16 protein-coding genes and 1 pseudogene are annotated in these 21,050 nt (G+C 40.5%); 8 read left to right on the top strand and 9 right to left on the bottom strand.

Going from position 1 to position 21,050, the window contains the following annotated elements; translation table 11 throughout:
- Positions 1-250 precede the first annotated feature (250 nt).
- Positions 251-1,279 carry a pentapeptide repeat-containing protein gene (locus tag UYC_RS0128100; protein WP_016878244.1) on the top strand — a complete coding sequence of 343 codons (1,029 nt, stop codon included), beginning with the start codon at positions 251-253 and terminating at the stop codon, positions 1,277-1,279.
- On the opposite strand, the gene UYC_RS0128105 is transcribed toward UYC_RS0128100, so the two are convergent.
- The 3 genes from UYC_RS0128105 to selD form a co-directional block, all read right to left on the bottom strand.
- Positions 1,208-2,311 carry a lamin tail domain-containing protein gene (locus tag UYC_RS0128105; protein ID WP_016878243.1) on the bottom strand — a complete coding sequence of 368 codons (1,104 nt, stop codon included), beginning with the start codon at positions 2,309-2,311 and terminating at the stop codon, positions 1,208-1,210. The genes UYC_RS0128100 and UYC_RS0128105 overlap by 72 nt on opposite strands.
- A 191-nt stretch (positions 2,312-2,502) precedes the next feature.
- Positions 2,503-3,378, bottom strand: a complete 876-nt coding sequence (locus UYC_RS0128110; RefSeq protein WP_016878242.1) for a choice-of-anchor Y domain-containing protein — start codon at positions 3,376-3,378, stop codon at positions 2,503-2,505.
- 319 nt (positions 3,379-3,697) lie between these two features.
- Positions 3,698-6,016: a selenide, water dikinase SelD gene (selD, locus tag UYC_RS0128115; RefSeq protein WP_016878241.1), complete on the bottom strand. Its 2,319-nt coding sequence runs from the start codon at positions 6,014-6,016 to the stop codon at positions 3,698-3,700.
- A 307-nt stretch (positions 6,017-6,323) separates the two neighbouring features.
- On the opposite strand from selD, the gene UYC_RS0128120 reads away from it, so the two are divergent.
- Together UYC_RS0128120 and UYC_RS0128125 are read left to right on the top strand one after the other, a co-directional pair.
- Positions 6,324-7,001: a pentapeptide repeat-containing protein gene (locus UYC_RS0128120; protein WP_016878240.1), complete on the top strand. Its 678-nt coding sequence runs from the start codon at positions 6,324-6,326 to the stop codon at positions 6,999-7,001.
- Positions 7,002-7,132: 131 nt separating this feature from the next.
- On the top strand, positions 7,133-8,545 hold the full coding sequence (locus tag UYC_RS0128125) for a pentapeptide repeat-containing protein (protein ID WP_016878239.1): 1,413 nt from the start codon (positions 7,133-7,135) through the stop codon (positions 8,543-8,545).
- Positions 8,546-9,264: 719 nt separating this feature from the next.
- Here UYC_RS0128125 and UYC_RS0128130 read toward each other — a convergent pair.
- Entirely contained in the window at positions 9,265-10,104 is an 840-nt protein-coding gene (locus UYC_RS0128130; RefSeq protein WP_016878238.1) for a carbohydrate ABC transporter permease, read from the bottom strand.
- A gap of 1,034 nt (positions 10,105-11,138) precedes the next feature.
- Between UYC_RS0128130 and UYC_RS0128135 the strand changes: the two genes are divergently transcribed.
- Positions 11,139-13,340: an ATP-binding protein gene (locus tag UYC_RS0128135; RefSeq protein ID WP_016878237.1), complete on the top strand. Its 2,202-nt coding sequence runs from the start codon at positions 11,139-11,141 to the stop codon at positions 13,338-13,340.
- A 102-nt stretch (positions 13,341-13,442) separates the two neighbouring features.
- Here the strand turns inward: UYC_RS0128135 and UYC_RS0128140 are convergent, their stop codons facing one another.
- The 5 genes from UYC_RS0128140 to UYC_RS0128160 form a co-directional block, all read right to left on the bottom strand.
- Positions 13,443-13,997 carry a 5-formyltetrahydrofolate cyclo-ligase gene (locus UYC_RS0128140; RefSeq protein ID WP_016878236.1) on the bottom strand — a complete coding sequence of 185 codons (555 nt, stop codon included), beginning with the start codon at positions 13,995-13,997 and terminating at the stop codon, positions 13,443-13,445.
- Positions 13,998-14,111: 114 nt separating this feature from the next.
- The gene (locus tag UYC_RS0128145) at positions 14,112-15,056 is read right to left on the bottom strand and encodes a GDP-L-fucose synthase family protein (RefSeq protein WP_016878235.1); all 945 of its coding nucleotides are present in this window, start codon (positions 15,054-15,056) and stop codon (positions 14,112-14,114) included.
- 25 nt (positions 15,057-15,081) lie between these two features.
- The gene (gene gmd / locus UYC_RS0128150) at positions 15,082-16,161 is read right to left on the bottom strand and encodes a GDP-mannose 4,6-dehydratase (protein WP_016878234.1); all 1,080 of its coding nucleotides are present in this window, start codon (positions 16,159-16,161) and stop codon (positions 15,082-15,084) included.
- Between the two features lie 451 nt (positions 16,162-16,612).
- Positions 16,613-17,446 carry an undecaprenyl-phosphate galactose phosphotransferase family protein gene (locus UYC_RS0128155; RefSeq protein WP_016878233.1) on the bottom strand — a complete coding sequence of 278 codons (834 nt, stop codon included), beginning with the start codon at positions 17,444-17,446 and terminating at the stop codon, positions 16,613-16,615.
- A gap of 95 nt (positions 17,447-17,541) precedes the next feature.
- The gene (locus UYC_RS0128160; RefSeq protein WP_016878232.1) at positions 17,542-18,693 is read right to left on the bottom strand and encodes a glycosyltransferase; all 1,152 of its coding nucleotides are present in this window, start codon (positions 18,691-18,693) and stop codon (positions 17,542-17,544) included.
- A 415-nt stretch (positions 18,694-19,108) separates the two neighbouring features.
- On the opposite strand from UYC_RS0128160, the gene UYC_RS0128165 reads away from it, so the two are divergent.
- From UYC_RS0128165 to UYC_RS39640, 4 genes and pseudogenes are all read left to right on the top strand, one after another.
- The gene (locus UYC_RS0128165) at positions 19,109-20,047 is read left to right on the top strand and encodes an NAD-dependent epimerase/dehydratase family protein (protein ID WP_016879750.1); all 939 of its coding nucleotides are present in this window, start codon (positions 19,109-19,111) and stop codon (positions 20,045-20,047) included.
- Between the two features lie 121 nt (positions 20,048-20,168).
- A complete protein-coding gene (locus tag UYC_RS0128170) occupies positions 20,169-20,474 on the top strand; it encodes a type II toxin-antitoxin system Phd/YefM family antitoxin (RefSeq protein ID WP_016878230.1) in 306 nt (101 codons plus the stop codon).
- Positions 20,446-20,763, top strand: coding sequence for a Txe/YoeB family addiction module toxin (locus UYC_RS0128175; protein WP_016878229.1), 318 nt, complete (start codon positions 20,446-20,448; stop codon positions 20,761-20,763). The genes UYC_RS0128170 and UYC_RS0128175 overlap by 29 nt, the downstream gene beginning before the upstream one ends.
- A gap of 145 nt (positions 20,764-20,908) precedes the next feature.
- Positions 20,909-21,013 (top strand): annotated as a pseudogene (locus tag UYC_RS39640) (Uma2 family endonuclease); the annotation flags it as partial.
- Positions 21,014-21,050 lie beyond the last annotated feature (37 nt).

Raw genomic sequence — 21,050 nt, forward strand, 5'->3', positions numbered from 1 at the left:
TGAAGATGGGCCGATTCCCAGTCATCCTCATCAATTTCCCATAATAGAGATTCGGTGTCAGGCACTAATAATATGGATATACAGACACCTGTTACTGATACACTGATATTCTCCAAAACTTAAATACTGAAACTGTGCTTCTAAGTTAGAAAATTCCGGCTCTTTTTATCAACAGCTAGTTTCCAAACTCGGTAAGGCTGTTGGTATGCTCACAAGGGGGTGAATTAATGTGGGAAGATTTACTTGGTTCATGACTAAATTACGGCAAAAAGTTCGAGATTTGCTGGATGTAGTCTGGTTTCGTGTGTTAATGTCCATCCTGATTGCTTATTTGTTAATGCTGACATTCAGTCACATAGAACAGTGGAATAAGCAACAGCCTGTTTGTCAATCTGAATATTCATTCTTACAGTGTTTTTACAAACAAGCATTATCAGTAATTGCACTAGATAAAATTGAAGCTTTTAGTATCTTAGCAGCAGCCAGCTTATATTTATTGGAAAGTAGGGAGCGCAGACGCAACACAATTTATCAAGCATGGCAAGTAATTGATAACGCGGCTGCGGCAAATGTATCAACTAGCTACGCCAGAATCAAAGCATTGGAAGATTTAACTCAGTATGGTGTGTCTTTAAAAGCTTTAGATTTACCTGGTGCTGACTTACATGAAATTGACTTAGCTGGTGCGGATCTTAGTGTTGCTAATCTCAGTAACGCCAATCTCATCTATGCTAACCTCAAGCAAGCAAATCTCACTGATGCCCAATTAGAAGGTGCTAACTTAACTCGTGCCAAACTTAAAGAAGCTAATCTCAAATTTGCTAACCTCAACAGTGCCCAATTAGAAGGTGCTAACTTAACTCGTGCCAATTTAAGTAATACAGATCTTGGAGGTGCTAACTTAGTTGGTGCTGATTTACAAGCAGCGGTTTTAGTATTTGCGCTCCTCAACGGTGTGCAGTTAGAAATAGCTAATCTTACAGATGCTAAATTACAAGGTGCTCAATTAGAAGGTGCAAACCTCAGTGATGCTCTCTTAGAGGGGGCAGATCTGAAAAATGCATACCTCATCCATGCTAATCTCACCCGTGCTAACCTCAAAAACGCCGATTTGCGAGGTACTAAAGACCTCAGTGTTGAGCAAATTCAAGCAGCTAATAACTGGACACAAGCCAAGTACGATCACTACTTTTGTATTCAATTAGGTTTACCTGTAGAACCAGAAAAAACACCACAGCAGAATTATATAGATACACCAGACATGAAAAGGCTTTGGTAAGTAGGTCGGTGTTAAAAATTGTCCATTAGAACGTAGTGCCGTGACAATACCGGGAACACTGGAAACATTTTGACCAACCAGAGGTGAAACATGGCTGGCACCTTGAATATCACGAATCCGGATAGTCCCGGCGGTGATATCGTCGTCTGTCACCGTGATGTTTGCTGTAGCGTTGGTAAAGCCATTTGCAGAAGCGGTGAGAGCAACAATTTGAGAATCATCAGCGATCGCATCATCAACAGCAGCAATATCAAATGTTACTGATGATTCCCCTGCTGGAATTTCCACTGTTGTGGGAACAGTTGCTTCACTAGTGTCACTGCTAACTAGTGTGACAGTGAGTGCATTGACTGTGCTTCCTGTGCGGGTAACTGTACCAATAGCAGCATTAATTCCTGCTGCTTCCAAGAAACTAGTAGGAGAAACGCTTAAACTCAGTGCAGGTGTTTCACCACCACTAGTTGGATATTTTCCTAAGTCGTCAAATGTGTCGGTAGGGTAACCTTCCCATTCTACACTTGGATCGAAGACATCAAAGGGATTGGTATCGCCACTTGCGGTAATACTTTTACGGCGTAGGGTATTGTCTGCTGTACTGGTAAGCCCGCTTCCCCACTCAGTCCCAGGATCAAAACCAATTTGACCAATCGAATCAACTATTGTGCCATTTGCACCACCTTTGCGCAGCACGATCGCATCATCACCATTGAACCATCCCGACCCATTCGTCTGATCTGCCTGTGCAAGAATAGTTGCATTGGCATTACTTTGGGCAAGCACAAACACATCGCCATTTGCTACTGTACCAGTGAGGTTGATTGTTAGACCAGCAGACGTGTTGCCGTTGAAATAAATTTGTACAATGTAGCCCTCGACACTCAAGTCGATATCAGCACCCGTGCCATTGTAAATTTCTAACGCTTTGTTGTTACTGCTTCCCTCGATATATTCTGAGAAGAACAAATCTGCCATTGATGCCTCCAAGTCAGTAGAAGTCAAATTAGAAACTCTGGTTGTTTCTCCTGACTTCATCAATCTCATTGGAAGTTTAAGAAAAAATTATTCTTTGCTTAATTTTACGTAGTTTTACTGTACACAAAAGGTAGTTTATCTAGCTTTGCTCCAGCTATCCTTGCACAAGCGATCGCATTAGTTTTGAATCAGCACTGCCGATTGCAAAAAACATCAGCTTGATAGGTGTGCACTCAAAAAAACCGATGCTTTCATGACTTCTTCTTTCTCAGCAAAAGTTTTACAGCACCCCCTAAAACTAAGGCTACAGTACCAGGAGTGGTGGAAAAATCGAAGGGTACAGCAGTAGCGTTAGTGGTAAGACTTACAGCCCGCAGGTCGATGTTAGCTCGTGCAGATGTAGTATCATCTCCGAGAAAAATAAAGTTAGAAGTTCTATAAACATCACTTCCAAATCCGGTAGCTGTAGTATAGTTACGTAGCGAACCACTCAAGAGAGTAGTAGCCCCACTACTGAGCGTATAGGAGTTACCAGAAACATTCAAATCATAAGTACTTAAGTTTGATAGCAGACTAGAAACGTTATTTACTTGTTCACCAATAGCATTAAAATTTGCATTAGCCTGAGAGAAAATATCACTAGTTCTAAAACCTATTTCTATCCCTTGGTTATCACTACTGAGAACAATGACGCTGAAGCCGGCACGAGGATGACTTGGATCTTGATTATCTACTTGGGAATTAATCCTCATAGTAAAACTGAGCTTGTAACCAGCATCTCGATTTAGCGAGGGAAATGATGAGTTAACGAGGGTAGTAGGAGTGATATTAAAAAACGGAGACGTAGCACTTGGAGTTACTGCAACATTATAGTTGCTGTAACCACCATATATAGCATTATTGTTACTCGCACTGGTGTTCAAATTTGTTACACCACTGTTGAAACTTTGGGTACCCCCATTTGGAGAGCCAAAAATTAGCCAATTTGATGGTGCGTTATATTGATTGGGTGTGACACCTGATGCACCATCATAAAGAGTAATTAATCCTCCATCCAAAGCCATGCTGCGATTAGCTGATAGCAGCACGGTCAATCCAATAGTAAGAGCAACTATTTTGTTTCTCATAATGATTTATGTATTCATGTAAGTAATTACAGCCATTTCAAATGCATCGATTACAGGTGATTGCAATATCACAGATTTTTTATAGAAATACACCTGTAAATAACTTAAGTAAAGTTTCTATATTACTTAAGTATCTAATGTTGCTTATATATTAAATTTTCTCGCTTTAAGTTGGGAAATATTTAGCAATAATTGTAAATTTTACTGAGTAATATTGTATATTAATAATCACAAAAATGGCTAGTCTGTAAAAATCAAGTAAAATTTATCATAGTAAATTATACGTATTAAATAACAGAGGTCACTTAGCATAGCAGGCTTATAGATCTTGCCTAACAGAGGAATGGTGAATCAGAGTAATGGGCTGTGTACCTGCAACGTGCTTTTTAATGAGCGCGATCGCACCACTCGATTCATACCCCAAGGCTTTCAGTTCAGCCACACAGCTATTAGCTTGTTCTACAGGAATGGAGGCTAATAAACCACCAGAGGTTTGCGGATCGAATAGTAAAGGATAATTGGGGTGATCTTCCCACTGCTCGAAGTTGGCAATGTAACGGGAGGCACGTAAATTTTCTGGATGTATTGAGCTAAAAATTCCTTTTTGTAAAGTTTTTCGTGCGCCTGGTAAAACTGGAATGGTTTCCAATTGCAACTCCACAGCCACACCAGAAGCTTGCACCATTTCCATTAAGTGTCCGAGCAAGCCAAAGCCTGTAACATCAGTACAAGCAGTGGCTCCATATTTCATTAAACACGTAGCTGCTACTTGATTTGACAACAACATCGACTCCACGGCAGCATCAATCCAGCACCCTTTGGCTTGACGGTGCATATCAGCAGCAAATAACGTCCCTGTTCCCAATGCTTTAGTTAAAATTAACACTTGTCCTGGTTGCATTCCGCCTTTACGCAACAGTTTGTCAGGATAAGCCAAACCATTGCAAGTTAAGCCGAAACCCAGTTCTGCTCCTTCGGTTGTGTGTCCGCCAATCAAGGGTGCTTGTGTTTGATTTAGCACTTTTACTGCACCAGATAGTAATTGGTAAAGTGTTTCTTCAACTTTGGCGGGTGCAGCATAGGGAATGGTAGCGATCGCTAAAGCACTTTGGGGAGTTGCCCCCATTGCAAAAATATCGCTCAAGCAATGATTAGCACTAATTTGTCCAAAAATATAGGGATCGTTAATCAAAGTGCGAAAATAATCTACCGTCTGCACCATTAATTTATTAGCTGGCACTTGCATTACCGCAGCGTCATCTGGTGTATCCAAACCAATGACAATATCCTGTCTTTCTTCTCTAATCGGTTGTTCTTGCTTAATTCGGTAGAGAACTTTCTCTAGAACTGTACTACCGACTTTAGAACCACACCCAGCACAGCGCATCACTGAAGAGGAGTGTGAGAGAGGAGGATAGGGAGAGGGGGGGAATTTTACTTTGTCTTTCGGTTCTCCCATTTCGGGTAAATTACTGAAGCGTTTCATAAAGCGGCGATCAATCCAGTCTTTCCAGTGCCATAGAAGTTTGTGAGGAGGCAAGGTAAAAGAACCGCGTGTTGCGATCGCTCGTCCATCACCTGTACCAATTAAACTTAAATATTGTTTCTGTGGTTTGTATGGTTTGAGGGGTTTTCCTAATAAAATTCGCCTTAAGTTCTCAAACAAAGGTTTACCTTGCCGAACAGCAAATACTCCTGCTTTCGGACGTGGATAATTTACTATTGTGGCAATATCCCCGGCAGCAAACACGTGTGGATGAGACAAAGATTGTAATCTATCGTTGACTAAAATAAAGCCTTGCTCATCAGTTGCCAATCCCGCCGCTTTTAACCATAGGGGTGCAGATGCTGCTGTCACCCAGAAAATATGATTGCATTCCACTGTCAACCCAGATTCACATATAACTTTATTCGGTTCGACTTTACACACACTTTCCCCTAAATGCACTTGAATACCGCGTTTAGTCAAAAGTTGGTGAACCAAATACTGCACTGAGTGATGATAATTGGGCATTAACTCAGCATTTCGCTGAAACAAATGAATTGTTAAATTGGGCATCAAGCTTTCATCAGTCAATCCCCGCGTCCTTTTTTCTATCTCTAAATGAGCCTGCATCGATAGTGCTAATTCCACACCACCAGCACCTCCACCCACAATCGCAAGAGTTAGCGATTCTTGCGGTTTGTGCGCAAAATTTTCTACAATTTGATACCAGTGTTTCAATAATTGCGATACTGGTTTTGCCGGAATTGCATATTCTGCTGCTCCTGGTACAGATATCGTTGCTGGAGTGCTACCAATATCAATTGACAATAAATCGAAAGCTACTGCCGGACGATGAGCACAAATTACTTTTTTATTTTCTAAATCTAAACCTACTACTCGATCTATATACAACTGTGCTTGAGCAAATCTTGCTAAAGGTTGCAAGTCAATGTGGCATTGATCATGGTTATAGAATCCAGCAATATGTCCTGGTAACATCCCAGAGTAAGGTGTATCATAGCTTTCAGTAATTAAAGTTATTCGCACTCCCGGTAAAGGTTTCATACCAAACATTCGCAGCACTATTGCATGAGTATGACCACCACCAATCAGCACTAAATCTTTAATAATAGGCTGTAAATTTTGCTGCATATCAATATTTGGCAAATACTTTTAACCGAGCTACTACCATTGATTTGTTTATCTTTGATGCTGTTAAGATAAAAATCACAATTCATAATATTCTAACTTCTAGCTCTAGCTTATGTGCTCTCAGTTCCTTTTTATTTTTGTGTCGCCAAATATACCTAATTTTCTAAATAAAAAGTATTTGTATATGATATAATCTTCTATACTAATATAGTATTAAAAAATACTATATAATTATTTTTGGACATACTAGCAATAGCTATTAATACTTATCAAAATCTACAAAAATTGAGCTAGTGGAGATAAGGTTTTGTTAGAGAAATTATTCTCTTGTAAACTTGTTAATTGGGTCAGTAAACAAACATATTCGCCGAAGTTAGTTAAAGAACAATTGGTGATAGCAATACAAAATTTAGGTAATCAAGACATAGAAATCAGCTTGGCTGCTATTGATACTTTAGAGCGCATTGCTCAGAATTATCCACAGTACCACTGGGAAATTATCAATAATCTCTCTATTTTTGTACGAAATAATACCAGTTTTCTTTCTAAAGTAAAAATAGAGAGCGAGCCATTATCAAAAATTAGCGCAGATATTCAAGCTGCTTTGAGTGTGATTGGTAGGAGAGATGCCACAAAAGATCCAGAAAGTCAGCAACTTGATTTAAGCTACACAGACATCCGGGGAGTAAATCTTCACAACGCCAATTTACAGGGCGTAAATCTCTATCAAGCTAATCTATCTGGGGCTAATCTTGTTGATGCGAACTTGCAGGAATCAATTCTTGGTGCAGCTAATCTTTCTGAGGCAAATCTAAGTGGTGCTAATCTCTCTAGAGCTATTTTGAACGCAGCAAACTTACGTGCAGCAAATCTTACTGGCGCTAACCTTACAGAGGCGAACCTGTTTTTAGCTAATCTTTGTGGTGCAAACCTTGATAGAGCAAATCTTGCTGGCACAAATTTGAGGGATGCGAATATCTATTAAGCAGTTATTTTCAATCATATTTACATTCTCAATTGTGTTTTTTGATATATAATTGCATTTTCGGATAAATGTTATAATCTTGCTCTTTATACTTCCCCTACTCCTTATTTGTAATGAGGAATACTGTTGTTATGCTTGCCAAAAAGACAGACGCACTGAAAAGTTGGTTGATAGCAATAACAATATTATTGAGTCTGTCATCGGCTGCGATCGCCTTGGCTGATGCACAAGTTGAGGAACTGTCAACTGAACAAAAAATAGCAAATAAAAATCAAGCATTAACAACAACAGCGATATTTTTTCTAGGATTAGCGATTATGGTTAATGCTTACTATGCAGCAAAGCGTGCAGAAGCAATTCAAAATAGTGCGATCGCTACTGAGAAAAATAATGAAATTAGTCTAAAAAATCTACAGCTAACGCAAGAGCAATTAATTGCAGAGCGCTTGATGAGAGCAATTACTCAGTTAGGGCATGAGGATGTAGCAACACGAACAGGGGCAATTTATATCTTAGAAAAGGTTGCTCAAGATTCTCCACAAGAATATTGGACAATCATGGAAATTATCTCTGCGTTTGTGCGAGAAAAAGCTGGTATTAGAGAAGAACTAGCAAAAATGCCAAAGATTTCTACTGATATACAAGCAGCAATGACTGTGATTGGTAGACGTAATGTAGAACGAGATCGAGAAAATCAGAAACTAGATTTACGGAATACGGCTATCAGACAAGCAGATCTAACGAATGCTAAACTACAACGCTTAGATTTGCGTGGAGTTGACTTGACAAGAGCGCAATTGCAAGGATGTGACTTGTTTGAGTCTAATCTTGAGAATGCCAAACTCTGCGGGACAATTCTCTACGAAGCTAACTTGCGATCGTGCAATCTACAAGCAGCCAAACTTATTGGAGCAAACTTAAATCGAGCCAACTTATCTGAGGCGAACTTGCGTTCTGCTGATTTATCTGGGGCAAGTTTGCGTGCGGCTAACCTAAGGAGAGCAAATTTCTACAAAGCTAATTTGCAAGGAGCAAACCTAAAAGTTGCCGATCTGTCCAAAGCAAAGTTATTTCTTGCTAACTTACAAGGAGCAAAACTTGGTAAAGCGAAACTACAGATGACCGGACTGATTGGTGCTAACCTTAAAGGTGCCAACCTCAACGGCACTGATTTGCAACAGGCAAACTTGAATGCTGCCAAACTCCAACAGACAGAGATATTTTTTGCAAACTTGGGTAAAGCTAGCTTAAGGGAAGCTGATTTATTGGGAGCAAATCTAATGGGAGCCAATCTGCAACAAGCTATTTTTCACGAAGCTAATCTGTGCGGTACAAATCTGATGGGAGCCAACTTCTTTAGCACAACTCTTGATAATGTTAAATTGCAAGGGGCAAACCTGACAGGAGCCAAAAATTTGCGATCGCAGCAGATTCAATTTGCAGTAGGCGATCGCACAACTGTCTTACCTGAAGATATTGAAGTTCCAGCCAATTGGATGCGATCGCAACACTCACAAACATCTGTGATGGAACCTGAAACTTGACTTAGAAAGTGTAGTTTAAGCAAGATTTTAAAACTTCATCCCTTCTACCTAAAACATCTCACTATGTTCGTTATCCCAACATTTACCATCATGCCAACTTCTATTCGTATGTTCGCATTCTAATTTACTCTCGATCCAAGGAATTGATGTTGGATGGCTGGCAGCAGAGGTTGAACTGGTTCTTGCAAACTGGGAACTGTAAAGCAGTATGAAAGTGAATGATGAAGTGCCTAAAGCAACTATAACAAGAATCGAAATATAAATTTTGCTCTTTTTGATTGGCTGTGGATAGCGCATAGTTTTTAGATATTTAAATTGCGACAAACACAGTTATATATCCGCCAATTTTGACATATTATCTCCCATACTTAATAAAGATTGCAGCCATCTTAATTAAAGATATACAAGTAGATAGAAATAAATATTTTTTGTAAAGACTCAGCAAAAGCCATATGCTAGAATCCATAACTGGTGAGAGTTATACACTTTCTCACTTCTTTACAAAATTATATTGATTTTTCCTTACACTTACTTATTCATTGTTTTTAATTTCCCTATATCTGGTTACAACTAACAGATAAATTTTGATTTCCTAAGTATTTATAATTAAGAGTTTTCATAATTTTTTATCAATAAAAACTGTTGAGTTTTTTGCCCTTATAAAGATACTGCTAAAAATCCAACAGTAATGTTACTTATTTTCGTATATTATCAAGTATTTAACCTTTCACACCGCTACCAGTTTCCGTAGGTACAATATAACGTTGTAAAAATAAAAACAATAACAGTACTGGAGCGATAGAAATCAAAGAACCAGCAGCTACCAAGCGCCAGTCTAGAGAAAATGTCCCTGCTAGCTTTGCTACTCCCAAAGGAAGGGTATATAAATTTTCATCTTGAATGACAATTAAAGGCCAAAGAAAGTCACTCCATGAACCAATAAAAACGAAAATAGCCAGGGTAACCAATGCTGGGCGAATTGCTGGCAACATGACATACCACCACAAGCCTAACTCCGAACAGCCATCCATGCGTGCTGCTTCTTCCATCTCTTTGGGAACGCTTATAAAAGCCTGCCGCAATAGAAAAATGCCAAAGGCAGAAGCTAAACCAGGAAAAATCACGCCCAAATAAGTATTTCTCAAACCTAACTGAACTGTCAAAATATAGAGAGGAATCATCACAATCTGAAAAGGAATCATAATTGTAGAGACAATCCCAATAAAAATCCAGTCTCTTCCCACAAAAGATAGTCTTGCCAAGGGATAAGCAGCTAAGGCACAAAACAATAAATTTAAGCCTACGGTTAGCAACGCAACTAGGGTACTGTTGAAAAGGTACTGTCCAAAAGGATTGGTTTGCCACACCGTAACAAAGTTCTCAAAAGTCGGTTGAGCGGGCAATAACTGCGGCGGCGACTGAAAAATATTTTCGGTTGGAGATTTCAACGCCGTACTCACAAGCCAAAGTAAAGGGAAGAGTGTTGCAGCAGCGATCGCCCCCAGTAACCCATACACTCCCAAAATTTTTAACTGTGAATTGCCACCAAAAGAATTCATACTAAACCTCAACAAAATTAATCTGTAGCTTATACCAATTTTGGATTGCTAAACTTCTGGGCGTTGCTGAATAGAAGTATGAAATTAAGAAACGTAGTAAATTAAAACTCTTACTCTCTGCGTCTTTGCGTGACGCCAGTTGCTACAACGCGGGGAACCCGCGCAACGCACTGGCTCCTCTGCGTGAGATAAAATTCATCCCCGGATTCAGCAACACCAACTTCTGTCTGCTTGAGTTCTAGAACAGCTTAGACATTAGGTTTTGACCATATCTTGAGCATACTTCTATTTTTTGTAATATTTTCTTAAGAATTTGAGCAACTTTTAGTATCAAGCTGGTAATCTAATAATTTAGAGCAAGTAAAATTAACGACAGGCACACGTTAATATTCCAAATTTGCGGACTATGGCTCGTGCCTCCTGCCTGAGTCCAACACAGCGATACTTTGCTTCCCCATAACATTCAACAAGAAAGATTATCAAGCTTAACATCAGATTTGCACTGTTCTGATTTTTGTTGAAAGACTGCTTGTGTAATCATGCAGATTCCTTAACTGCAAGTTTCTTGGCAAGACTGGGATGTACGTAAGCAAGCTAGTTCCCTGTGTATGATGTCCACCTTAGTTGTAATTACTCCCATCAATCGATTTTTAAATATCGCGATTTACCATCTTAATTGCGATGCCATGAACTGCCTTAAGTCTAGCAGCCGTCTGCTAGACTTAATTTTTATTAAATAGCTAATATACTCTTTCTCTTCTCTGCATTCTTTCAACTGATAACTTGTACCCTTCTCAATGACAGTAAGGTGGGCACTATCCACAATGTAAAAATAAGGGTTTGAGGTAAGTTAGGCAGTGCCCACCCTACAAAAATTGCTACTCAACAGAACCATATTGACAATATGTTGATTGTATAAGTTGTGTTGATTGTATAACTTCTGTGGGAATACTAGGTTTACGAGTATAAAGATTTGCCTATTCACTGACAGGTGAACCACTTACTCAGAAAAAACGTTTGAGAAACACAGACTGATGAAGAGGCCTCACTCCAGCAAAGTTAAAGCATTCCCATTACAGCTTGTTCTCATTGTTCCATTTATTTTACAAATTTTTGGAGCAGTTGGTCTGGTGGGCTACCTGTCCTTTAAAAATGGGCAGAAAGCCGTGAACAACTTGGCAGATCAGTTAATGAATCGAACTAGCAGTCTAGTAGATCAACACCTAAATTCCTATTTGTCTATCCCCCATAGGGTGAACCAAATTAATGCTGATGCGATACAGATGGGATTATTGGATGTGCGCGATCGCCAAACCATCGGCAAGTATTTCTGGAAACAGATGCAGGCGTATGACTTGACTTACATCGGCATCGGACTGACAACAGGTGAAGGGGCAGGGGCAGGACGATATGATGGTAAAACCGTCACGATTGATGATTGGAGTGCAAAACCTCCAAAAAATCTTTATACCTACGCCACTGATGAAAAAGGCGATCGCACCAATGTCACCACTATTTATGATTGGGACAATTTTAGTATGTCCTGGTATACAGAACCTGTGAAAGCAGGTAAAGCTATCTGGTCGCGAATTTACACCTGGAATTATCCCAATCATCCATATATTGTTGCTTCCGCTGGTCGCCCCATCTATGACGCCCAAAATCGATTGCTGGGGATGGTTGGCGCAGATATCCATCTGTTGAAGCTCGGTGAGTTTTTACGGCATTTGGATGTCAGCCGCAATGGACAGGTTTTTATTCTGGAGCGAAATGGGATGCTAATAGCAGACTCTAGCACCCAACAACCCTTTACTTTAGTCAAAGATGATATTCAGCGGTTGAAAGCTACAGATAGTCTCGATCCGGCAGTTCAGGGCATTGCCAAACAACTCCAGCAATCCTTCAAAGGATTCCAATCCATTACTCAACCCAAAAAACTGCTACTAAACTGGCAAGGAGAAACACATTTTGTTTATGTTACTCCCTGGCGTGACCAATATGGACTGGATTGGCTAGTAGTGGTTAGCGTGCCGGAAAACGCTTTTATGGCACAAATCAACGCTAATACCCGCACTACCATTTTGCTCTGTCTAGGAGCATTAATTGTGGCAACCCTGATGGGCTATTTCACCTCCCGCTGGATTACACGCCCGATTTTGCGCATGAATCTAGCAAGTCAGGCAATGGCATCTGGTAATTTAGAGCAAACACTAGACAACAGTAGCGTTCAAGAACTCAACACACTTGCCCAATCCTTTAATCATATGGCAGGGCAATTGAGCGAATCCTTTACCGCTTTAGAGAACAGTAAAGCAGAGCTAGAAGATCGGGTAGAAGAACGTACTAGCGAACTCAAAACCGCCTTAAGTGAGTTACAACGTACTCAAGCACAAGTCGTTCAGAACGAAAAAATGTCAAGCTTGGGTCAATTAGTAGCAGGTGTAGCTCATGAAATCAACAACCCGGTCAACTTTATTCACGGCAATATTACTCACCTGAACGAATACACTCAAGATTTGCTGCGGATGATTCAGCTCTACCAGCAACGCCACCCTAGCAGCGATCCAGAGATTCAAGCCCTAGCCGACGAAATCGATTTGGAGTTTTTGGTTGATGATTTACAGAAAATGCTGTCTTCGATGAAAATCGGTACTGATCGAATTCGGACAATTGTCTTATCGCTGCGTAACTTTTCGCGTATGGATGAATCAGAATTTAAAACAGTTGACATTCATGAGGGGATTGAAAGCACGCTGTTAATTTTGGCACACCGCCTCAAAGAAAGACCAGAACATCCGGCAATTGAAGTGATTCGAGATTATGGCAACTTGCCCCCAGTCGAATGTTATCCCGGACAACTTAATCAAGTCTTAATGAATATTCTGGTGAATGCAATCGATGTCCTCGATGAGGTAAATGCCAAGCGTACCAATCGGGAAATTGAGGAAAACCCCAGTCAAATTACCATCCGTACCTCATTAATTGACTCGCAGTCTGTGAAAATTGCGATCGCCGACAATGGATCGGGAATGCCAGAGCAGGTTAAAAACCGTATTTTCGATCCTTTCTTTACTACCAAACCCGTAGGTAAGGGAACAGGTATGGGTATGGCGATTAGCTATCAAATTATTACTGAAAAACATGGTGGCAAATTGGAATGTTTCTCTACCCCTGGCAAAGGAACGGAGTTTATAATTCAAGTGCCGATTAGCCAAAGAGTTTGTGAAACAGTCTAATACCAAATCCGGTTTACCCTCTTTATTCTTTAGTCCGCGTAGGCGGACTTGGTTTGTTTAGCCGCGACTTCCAGTCGCCAAGGGAAAGAGTGGTTGTGAAGCTTAATTTTGAATTTGTATTAATCCAGTTTCTGTACAAACAGCACTTAAAGGTTTATCCCAAGGTTCAATCGGTAATTGGGGTAAATAGGCAAAATCAAAAACAATGCCAATAGTAGTTTTATTTGCCCACTCAGGTGCAGCAAGCAAGCGATCATAATATCCCCCACCGTAGCCCAAGCGATAACCTTGATAGTCACAAGCAACACAAGGCACAAAAATTAAATCTACTTCAGCAGGCTCTATAGTTGGGGCATGAGGATGGGGTTCGCTAATGCCATAAACCCCTATTTGTAAAGAGTCTTGGGGTGTCCAAATGTGCCAGTACAGAGAATCGCCGACGCAGCGAGGAAACCCCCAGATTTTACTATCGTCAAATAACAGACTCAAATCGGGTTCTTGGCGAAAGCTGAAATAAGCCAGGATTGTTTTTGCTTGAGTAAATAAGGTTGATGTGAGAAGGTGGGTGCAGATGCGATCGCTCTTTTGTTTCCATTCTTCAACTAACATTAATTGACGTTTGTTTAAAAGCGATCGGCGTAGTTGTTTTTTTTCCATTTAATTATTCATAGAAAATCATCTATGAAGGCAAAAAAACACCAAGGAAACATTTATGTCAGTCTTGGTGTCTTCGTGGTTATATTATGCCTAATTCAATTTGACATACTAAACTTAAGCAGCATTTTGCCGCCACCAGTCAATCGTATTCTTCAACCCTTGTTTAAAGTCCACTTGAGCAGTAAAACCAAAGGCTTTCGCCGCCCTTTGTGTATCCAAGCAACGGCGTGGCTGCCCGTTAGGCTTGTCAGTTTCCCAAACAATTTCACCATCAAATTCCATCAATTCACAAATCAGATTAATCAAATCGCGGATTGAGATTTCATAACCTGTTCCCAAATTGACTGGCTCAGGGTCGTTGTAAAATTGAGTACCCATCACAATTCCCCGTGCCGCATCCTCAGAATAGAGAAACTCACGCGTAGGGCTTCCATCACCCCAAACAGAAATTGTCTTCTCTCCCTTCACTTGTGCGTCGTGAACTTTGCGAATTAAGGCTGGAATCACATGAGAACTTCTAGGATCAAAGTTATCCTCTGGCCCGTATAAATTCACAGGCAAAAGATAAATACCATTAAAGCCGTACTGTTGGCGGTAAGCTTGCAACTGCACTAACAAAGCTTTTTTTGCCACTCCGTAAGGGGCGTTAGTTTCCTCTGGATAGCCATTCCACAAGTTGTCTTCGTTAAATGGCACCGGAGTAAATTTTGGATAAGCACAAATAGTGCCTATACAAACAAATTTTTCTACGACCGCTTGATAAGCAGCATGAATCAGCTGAGTTCCCATCATCAAGTTATCGTAGAACAATTCGGCGGGCTTTTCGCGGTTAAGACCGATACCACCAACGTGGGCTGCAAGGTGAATGACAATATCTTGCTGATCGACTGCGCGTTTGCAGTTTTCCATCAGACGCAAATCACAATCACGCGATCGCGGTACTGTAATTTTCTCCCGATTTGCTCCTGCTTTCACAAGACAATCTATCACCTGACGTCCAAGAAAACCAGAGCCTCCAGTGACTAGAATCTTTTTATTATTCAGTTCTAAGGCCTTCATTATTTAATTCTTGCTCGTGTTTTTTTTACAAGTGAAGCACGCCCAACTCTTGCCGAATCATAGCATTATCTTTAATTGCTTTGACTACATTGCCATTGGGAGAAGTTAAACCCAAGGCTTGCAAGTCTGCTTCCACCATCAGGGCGACTAGTTCTTCAAATGTTACTGAAGGCTTCCAACCCAACTTTTGCCGAGCTTTTGTAGAATCACCAATTAACAACTCTACTTCTGCTGGACGGAGATAGCGTGGATCAAACTCCACATAATCTTGCCAATTGAGATTTACATAACTAAATGCTAGTTCTAGAAACTCTCGGACTGAGTGAGTTTCACCAGTAGCAATCACGTAGTCCTCAGGTTCGTCTTGCTGTAGCATCATCCACATTGCCCTGACGTAATCTTTGGCGTAGCCCCAATCTCGTTTGGCATCTAAATTGCCCATATAAAGCTTTTTCTGTCTAGCACCAAAAATCCGAGCGACTGCCATTGTGATCTTACGCGTCACAAACGTTTCACCCCGACGGGGAGATTCATGGTTAAAAAGTATGCCATTGCACGCAAACAAGCCGTAAGATTCTCGGTAATTTATCGTTTGCCAGTGAGCATAAACTTTAGCACAAGCATAAGGACTGCGGGGATAAAATGGCGTTGTTTCTTTTTGGGGTACCTCTTGTACCAAACCAAACATTTCTGAAGAACCAGCTTGGTAAAACCGCACCTGAATCCCAGTGCGATGCTGATAATCACGGATCGCTTCCAACAAACGCAGCGTTCCCATTCCAACTGCATCTGCGGTGTATTCGGGTGAGTCAAAACTTACTCTCACGTGGGATTGAGCACCCAGGTTGTAAATTTCGGTTGGTTGTACTTCTTCAAGGATGCGACGTAGTGTAGTACCGTCAGTTAGGTCGCCATAATGAAGAAACAGTCGCACTCCCTCTTTATGAGGATCTTCGTAAATGTGATCGATACGATCTGTATTGAATGTCGAAGTCCGGCGAATAATGCCATGAACTTCGTAACCTTGTTCAAGTAAAAACTCACTCAAATAGGAGCCATCTTGACCGGTAATACCAGTAATCAAAGCTCGCTTTGGTTGCGTCATGCTCAATTTACCTTATCCCTGTGATGAAATTTATACAAGTGACTTTGTACAAACTAGCAAGCAATTACTTAGTTGACCAATGGGAAACCTACGAATTTCGCTTGTTTTTTAGCCACTTTACCTCAGTAAATACGCTGATTTTAAGATAATTTTAAGGTTATTATCTAGCAAATCAGCAAAAATTGGTGCTACATAGCAAATAGTAGTTTTAATCTTGACCAAGAAATTATATATAAGATTTTGTAAAGAATAAATAAAGTTTAAATGGCTAATTGTAGTGAATGATACAACAGGGATGAAAAAAGTCGATGAAATGATGAATCAGCGTGTGAAATCAAAAATTTTGAAATTTTAATTGTCTAAAATTTTCCATGGAGAAATTAATGAATGTGTGAAGAGTTGACTTCTGGGGTTATTGACTGCCCCAGAAAATCATTGTAGTGCTAATCTTTCAGTAAGCTCCGTTATCTTTGGGCAGAACGACTACACGAACCGTTTTCAAAATAATCCATAAATCGAGCCAAAAATTCCTGAACTTGACATAATGCAGGTCTATTTGAACTCGTCGAGGATAGGGAATATCATTGCGACCAGAAACTTGCCATAATCCAGTAATACCAGGTCGGATTGTTAAAATCTCATCGATATGACAACCGTATTTCGGTAGTTCTTCCGATACTAGAGGTCTAGGCCCAACAACACTCATGTCTCCTTTTAAGACATTCCAAAACTGAGGGAATTCGTCCAAGCTAGTAATTCGCAAAAATTTTCCGATCTTTGTAATCCGAGGATCGTGTTTGAGTTTAAAACTGCTTTCAAACTCTTTGCGCAACTCAGGCGATGTATCCATCATTTGCATGAGGATTTCGTCGGCATTGCTCACCATCGTGCGGAACTTTATACAGTTAAATGACTTGTAATTTTTACCAACCCGTTCTTGGACGTAAAAAATAGGGCCTTTTGAACTTAAAGCAATCAAAGAAGCCAAAATTAAGTAGACGGGGGAAAACAAAATCAGTACAGAGAGCGAAAAAAGTATATCGAACAGTCGTTTGCCAAACTCTCCGTTTAAAGCCTGAGCAGATATACCTTTGAGTTTAACTCTACGCGTCTTTCTAGGTTGACCGCGTTTTAATAAAGTACGCGATCGCCCAATTGACGTCAACCTGGTTTCGTTGGGTTGCGCCAGTACTTCTGACGAGGTAGCACTGTTTGAAAAAGAGCGCCCCGTGCCAGATGTGCTACGCGATCGCTTGCCAAAGAGGAGTGAGCTCTGGGCAGTCATCATAATCCTTAATAATCCACACCACACATAGTCCCAATCTTAAAGCCAAAAGCAGGTGTTTCTGGGAGCTTTTTTCTAAAACCCTGCAGTAAAAATTAACTTTGTATGCTATTCAAGGCTTTTTGTTCAATACATTTGTGCAAAAATTCTAAATAACGTTGGGCAAAAATTTGGCGAGAAAACTTGCTGGCGTGCGATCGCGCATACTCTGGATTGAATTTACTTTGATAAGCTTCAAAGGTTTCTGTGGCTTCTACCAAAGCTGCTTCTGTCTGTTTCCCAAACAAAACACCAGTTCCTGTTTCTCCCCACTCGCGAATATCCCGCACCGTTTCTTGGGCACCACCGACACCATAGGCAATCACAGGCGTGCCACAAGCTTGGGCTTCCACCAAAGCAATACCAAAATCTTCACAAGCTGCATATACAAATCCTTTGGCATGAGCCATGTATTTTTTGACAACCGCATCGGGTTGCCATCCCAGTATTTGTATATTAGAGTTTGCTATCTCACGGATTTTTGTCATTTCAGCTCCTGTGCCAATTACTACTAGTTTTTTTTGCATTTGGTTAAAAGCCCGAATTATTAAAGATACTTGTTTGTAACTCACTAACCGGGAAACAGTCAGATAAAAATCCTCTTTTTCGGGAATCAAAGGAAAACTCTCAATATTAACAGGTGGATAAATAACAGTTGCTTCTCGGCGGTAACAGCGCCAAATTCTACGAGCTGTGTGCTGAGAATTAGCAATGAAGTAATCAACACGATTGGCGCTAATTACATCCCACAAACGTAAATGGTGTAATACATACCGCGTTGCCCAACCAGGTATGCCACTGCCTAGTTTGCTGTGGCGTAGATAATCAAAAGTCAAGTCCCAAGCATAACGCATGGGACTGTGGCAGTAACAAATATGTAACTGATCGGGAGTAGTCAGAATGCCTTTGGCGACGGCGTGAGAGGAAGAGAGAATTACGTCATACTCCCGCAGATCGAGTTGTTCAATGGCGAAGGGCAAAAGAGGTAAGTATTTTTGTACTCCATTGCGGGCGAAGGGAAAGTGCTGGAGAAACGTCGTACCAATTTGACGCTTGTACAAATAACTTTCTGGATTGCTGGATTCAAAATCGATGAGGGCATATAAGTCCGCATCTACGTGATTGAGGATTTCCCGTACTACTTGTTCTGAACCGCCAGTGGCTTTAGGTGTCAGCCACTCATGCACTAAAGCATATTTCAAGGGCACAGCTAACTTTTGATAAGTGGTTTAAAAAAATTAGATAAATAATGAGATTAACTGAAAAGTTTCCCTTTGTAATCAAAAAATGGGAAATGCCCCATATCAGTTAAAAGACGTAACTCTTCCAAAATAAGTTCCACAAATGTCGCAACCTGATAATCTCAGATTAGGGACTAGGGACTAGGGACTAGGGACTAGGGACTAGGGATTAGGGACTAGGGACTAGGGACTAGGGATTAGGGACTAGGGACTAGGGACTAGGGACTAGGGATTAGGGATTAGGGATTAGGGACTAGGGATTAGGGGTTGTTAGTATCTAAATAATATTTTTTCTACTAGCCCCTAGCCTCTAGCCCCTAGCCCCTAGCCCCTAGCCCCTAGCCTCTAGCCCCAGAATTATTGAGATAGGTATTGGGGATTTATGCGAATTCTAATCATGGGTGGCACTCGATTCATTGGTGTTTATTTGACTCAACTGCTAGTACAAAAAGGACATGAAGTGGTTTTGTTCAATCGTGGCAATCGTCCGACACCAGTTGAGGGTGTAAGGCAAATTACAGGCGATCGCACAGACACCACCCAACTGAAAGAAAAACTTGCCAAAGAAAATTTTGATGCCATTTTTGATAACAACGGGCGAGAACTCAGCGATACTCAACCACTGGTAGAAATTTTTCAAGACCGCGTACAGCATTTTATATATATGAGTTCTGCTGGAGTATACCTCAAATCAGACCAGTTACCTCATATTGAAGGCGATCCAGTTGATCCTCAAAGCCGTCATCGGGGTAAACATGAAACAGAAGCTTACCTAAAGGAAGTGGAAATTCCCTTTACTTCTATTCGCCCGACCTATATTTACGGCCCCCAGAACTACAATGATTTAGAAGCTTGGTTTTTTGATCGGATTGTGCGCGATCGCCCCGTTCCGATTCCGGGCAATGGACTGCATATTACCCAGCTAGGACACGTCAAAGATTTGGCAGGGGCAATGGCAAATGTTTTGGGTAATTCTCAGGCGATTAAGCAGATTTATAACGTTTCTGGTGATCGCTTTGTCACGTTTGATGGTTTAGCGCGTGCTTGTGGTGTTGCTGCTGGCAAATCTCCAGATCAAATTAAAATTGTGCATTATGATCCAAAAAAATTTGATTTCGGCAAGCGCAAAGCTTTTCCTTTACGAGTGCAACATTTCTTTGCTTCGGTAAATAAAGCAATGACACAATTGAATTGGCAGCCTGAGTACGATCTGATTTCTGGGTTAAAGGACTCGTTCCAGAATGATTATCTGGCATCAGGGCGAGACAAGGCAGAAATTGATTTTTCTGTGGATGAAGAGATTTTGCAAGGAAATAGCTAATGGTTAATAGCTAATCGTTAATTGTTAACCGTCAAGCTGCTTATGAGTATCAGCACTCTTCGTGAGGCTGATATTCAATGGCATTATATAATGTTAGTTATATAATCCTGTACATAAGCTGATGTTTCCCTACAAAATTACATCCCCAACAGATGCCAGAAATGATTTTTTTAAGTTGTTAGATTTGGTGGTAGAAAACCATCAAATATATATTATTAATCGTCGTGATGGTGAAAATGTAGCCTTAATTTCTGAGTCAGATTTGATGAGTTTGATCGAGACAGTTTATTTATTGCGATCGCCTGCGAATGCTCGTAGGTTAATGGATGCAATGGAAGAATCTAAGACGGGGAAAATAAAACCCCAAACTATTCAAGAATTGCAGCAGGAGTTGGGGATTGAGCAAGAAGAAAAAAAAGAAATCTGAAGCAGATGAAATTAAGCCTGTTGTAAATAATCGCAGTCCTGGTTTTAGTTCTAAATTTAAGGAAGATTTAGCTTGGTGGTTTAGGCAAGATTTTCAGAAAGCCTCGAAAATCTTAGATTTGGTTACGGCCGTAATGCAAGATCCATTTGAAGGAATAGGCAAACCAGAGCCATTAAAATATATGGATGTAGATACATGGTCACGCCGAATTGATTTAGAGCATCGACCTGTCTATCGAATTGGAAATACCCAAATTGATTTTTTAGCTTGTCGGTATCACTATGAATAAGGCTGGTGCTGTTAGATTTTATCTCTTGAGATAAATGGCTTAATTACTAATAATATACTTTTTTTGTTCGCCTAAATTATCCATAAAAAATATTTTTGTCCAAATTCTAATCATTAAAATATCCCTTGAAAAATTACACTAAAATTATCGTATTGGGCAGGAAGTAGAAGTCTTGGAACAAGCATCCACCCTATGGGGAGAAGATGTATTGCCGGGGTTTGTATTGAACTTGGACTTTGTGTGGAATTAAGCTAAATGAGGTGATCGCTTTGTCAGTTTTTTGGTTT

Source organism: Chlorogloeopsis fritschii PCC 6912, from assembly GCF_000317285.1.
Lineage (GTDB): Bacteria > Cyanobacteriota > Cyanobacteriia > Cyanobacteriales > Nostocaceae > Chlorogloeopsis > Chlorogloeopsis fritschii.

What these genes read in the sequence shown, in the direction of transcription:
- UYC_RS0128165 (WP_016879750.1), top strand. Translation starts at nt 19,109, where the DNA reads ATGCGAATTCTAATCATGGGTGGCACTCGATTCATTGGTGTTTATTTG.
- UYC_RS0128140 (WP_016878236.1), bottom strand. Translation starts at nt 13,997, where the DNA reads ATGGAAAAAAAACAACTACGCCGATCGCTTTTAAACAAACGTCAATTA.
- UYC_RS0128155 (WP_016878233.1), bottom strand. Translation starts at nt 17,446, where the DNA reads ATGACTGCCCAGAGCTCACTCCTCTTTGGCAAGCGATCGCGTAGCACA.
- UYC_RS0128130 (WP_016878238.1), bottom strand. Translation starts at nt 10,104, where the DNA reads ATGAATTCTTTTGGTGGCAATTCACAGTTAAAAATTTTGGGAGTGTAT.
- UYC_RS0128145 (WP_016878235.1), bottom strand. Translation starts at nt 15,056, where the DNA reads ATGAAGGCCTTAGAACTGAATAATAAAAAGATTCTAGTCACTGGAGGC.
- UYC_RS0128135 (WP_016878237.1), top strand. Translation starts at nt 11,139, where the DNA reads ATGAAGAGGCCTCACTCCAGCAAAGTTAAAGCATTCCCATTACAGCTT.
- UYC_RS0128105 (WP_016878243.1), bottom strand. Translation starts at nt 2,311, where the DNA reads ATGAAGTCAGGAGAAACAACCAGAGTTTCTAATTTGACTTCTACTGAC.
- UYC_RS0128125 (WP_016878239.1), top strand. Translation starts at nt 7,133, where the DNA reads ATGCTTGCCAAAAAGACAGACGCACTGAAAAGTTGGTTGATAGCAATA.
- gmd (WP_016878234.1), bottom strand. Translation starts at nt 16,161, where the DNA reads ATGACGCAACCAAAGCGAGCTTTGATTACTGGTATTACCGGTCAAGAT.
- UYC_RS0128170 (WP_016878230.1), top strand. Translation starts at nt 20,169, where the DNA reads ATGTTTCCCTACAAAATTACATCCCCAACAGATGCCAGAAATGATTTT.
- selD (WP_016878241.1), bottom strand. Translation starts at nt 6,016, where the DNA reads ATGCAGCAAAATTTACAGCCTATTATTAAAGATTTAGTGCTGATTGGT.
- UYC_RS0128110 (WP_016878242.1), bottom strand. Translation starts at nt 3,378, where the DNA reads ATGAGAAACAAAATAGTTGCTCTTACTATTGGATTGACCGTGCTGCTA.
- UYC_RS0128100 (WP_016878244.1), top strand. Translation starts at nt 251, where the DNA reads ATGACTAAATTACGGCAAAAAGTTCGAGATTTGCTGGATGTAGTCTGG.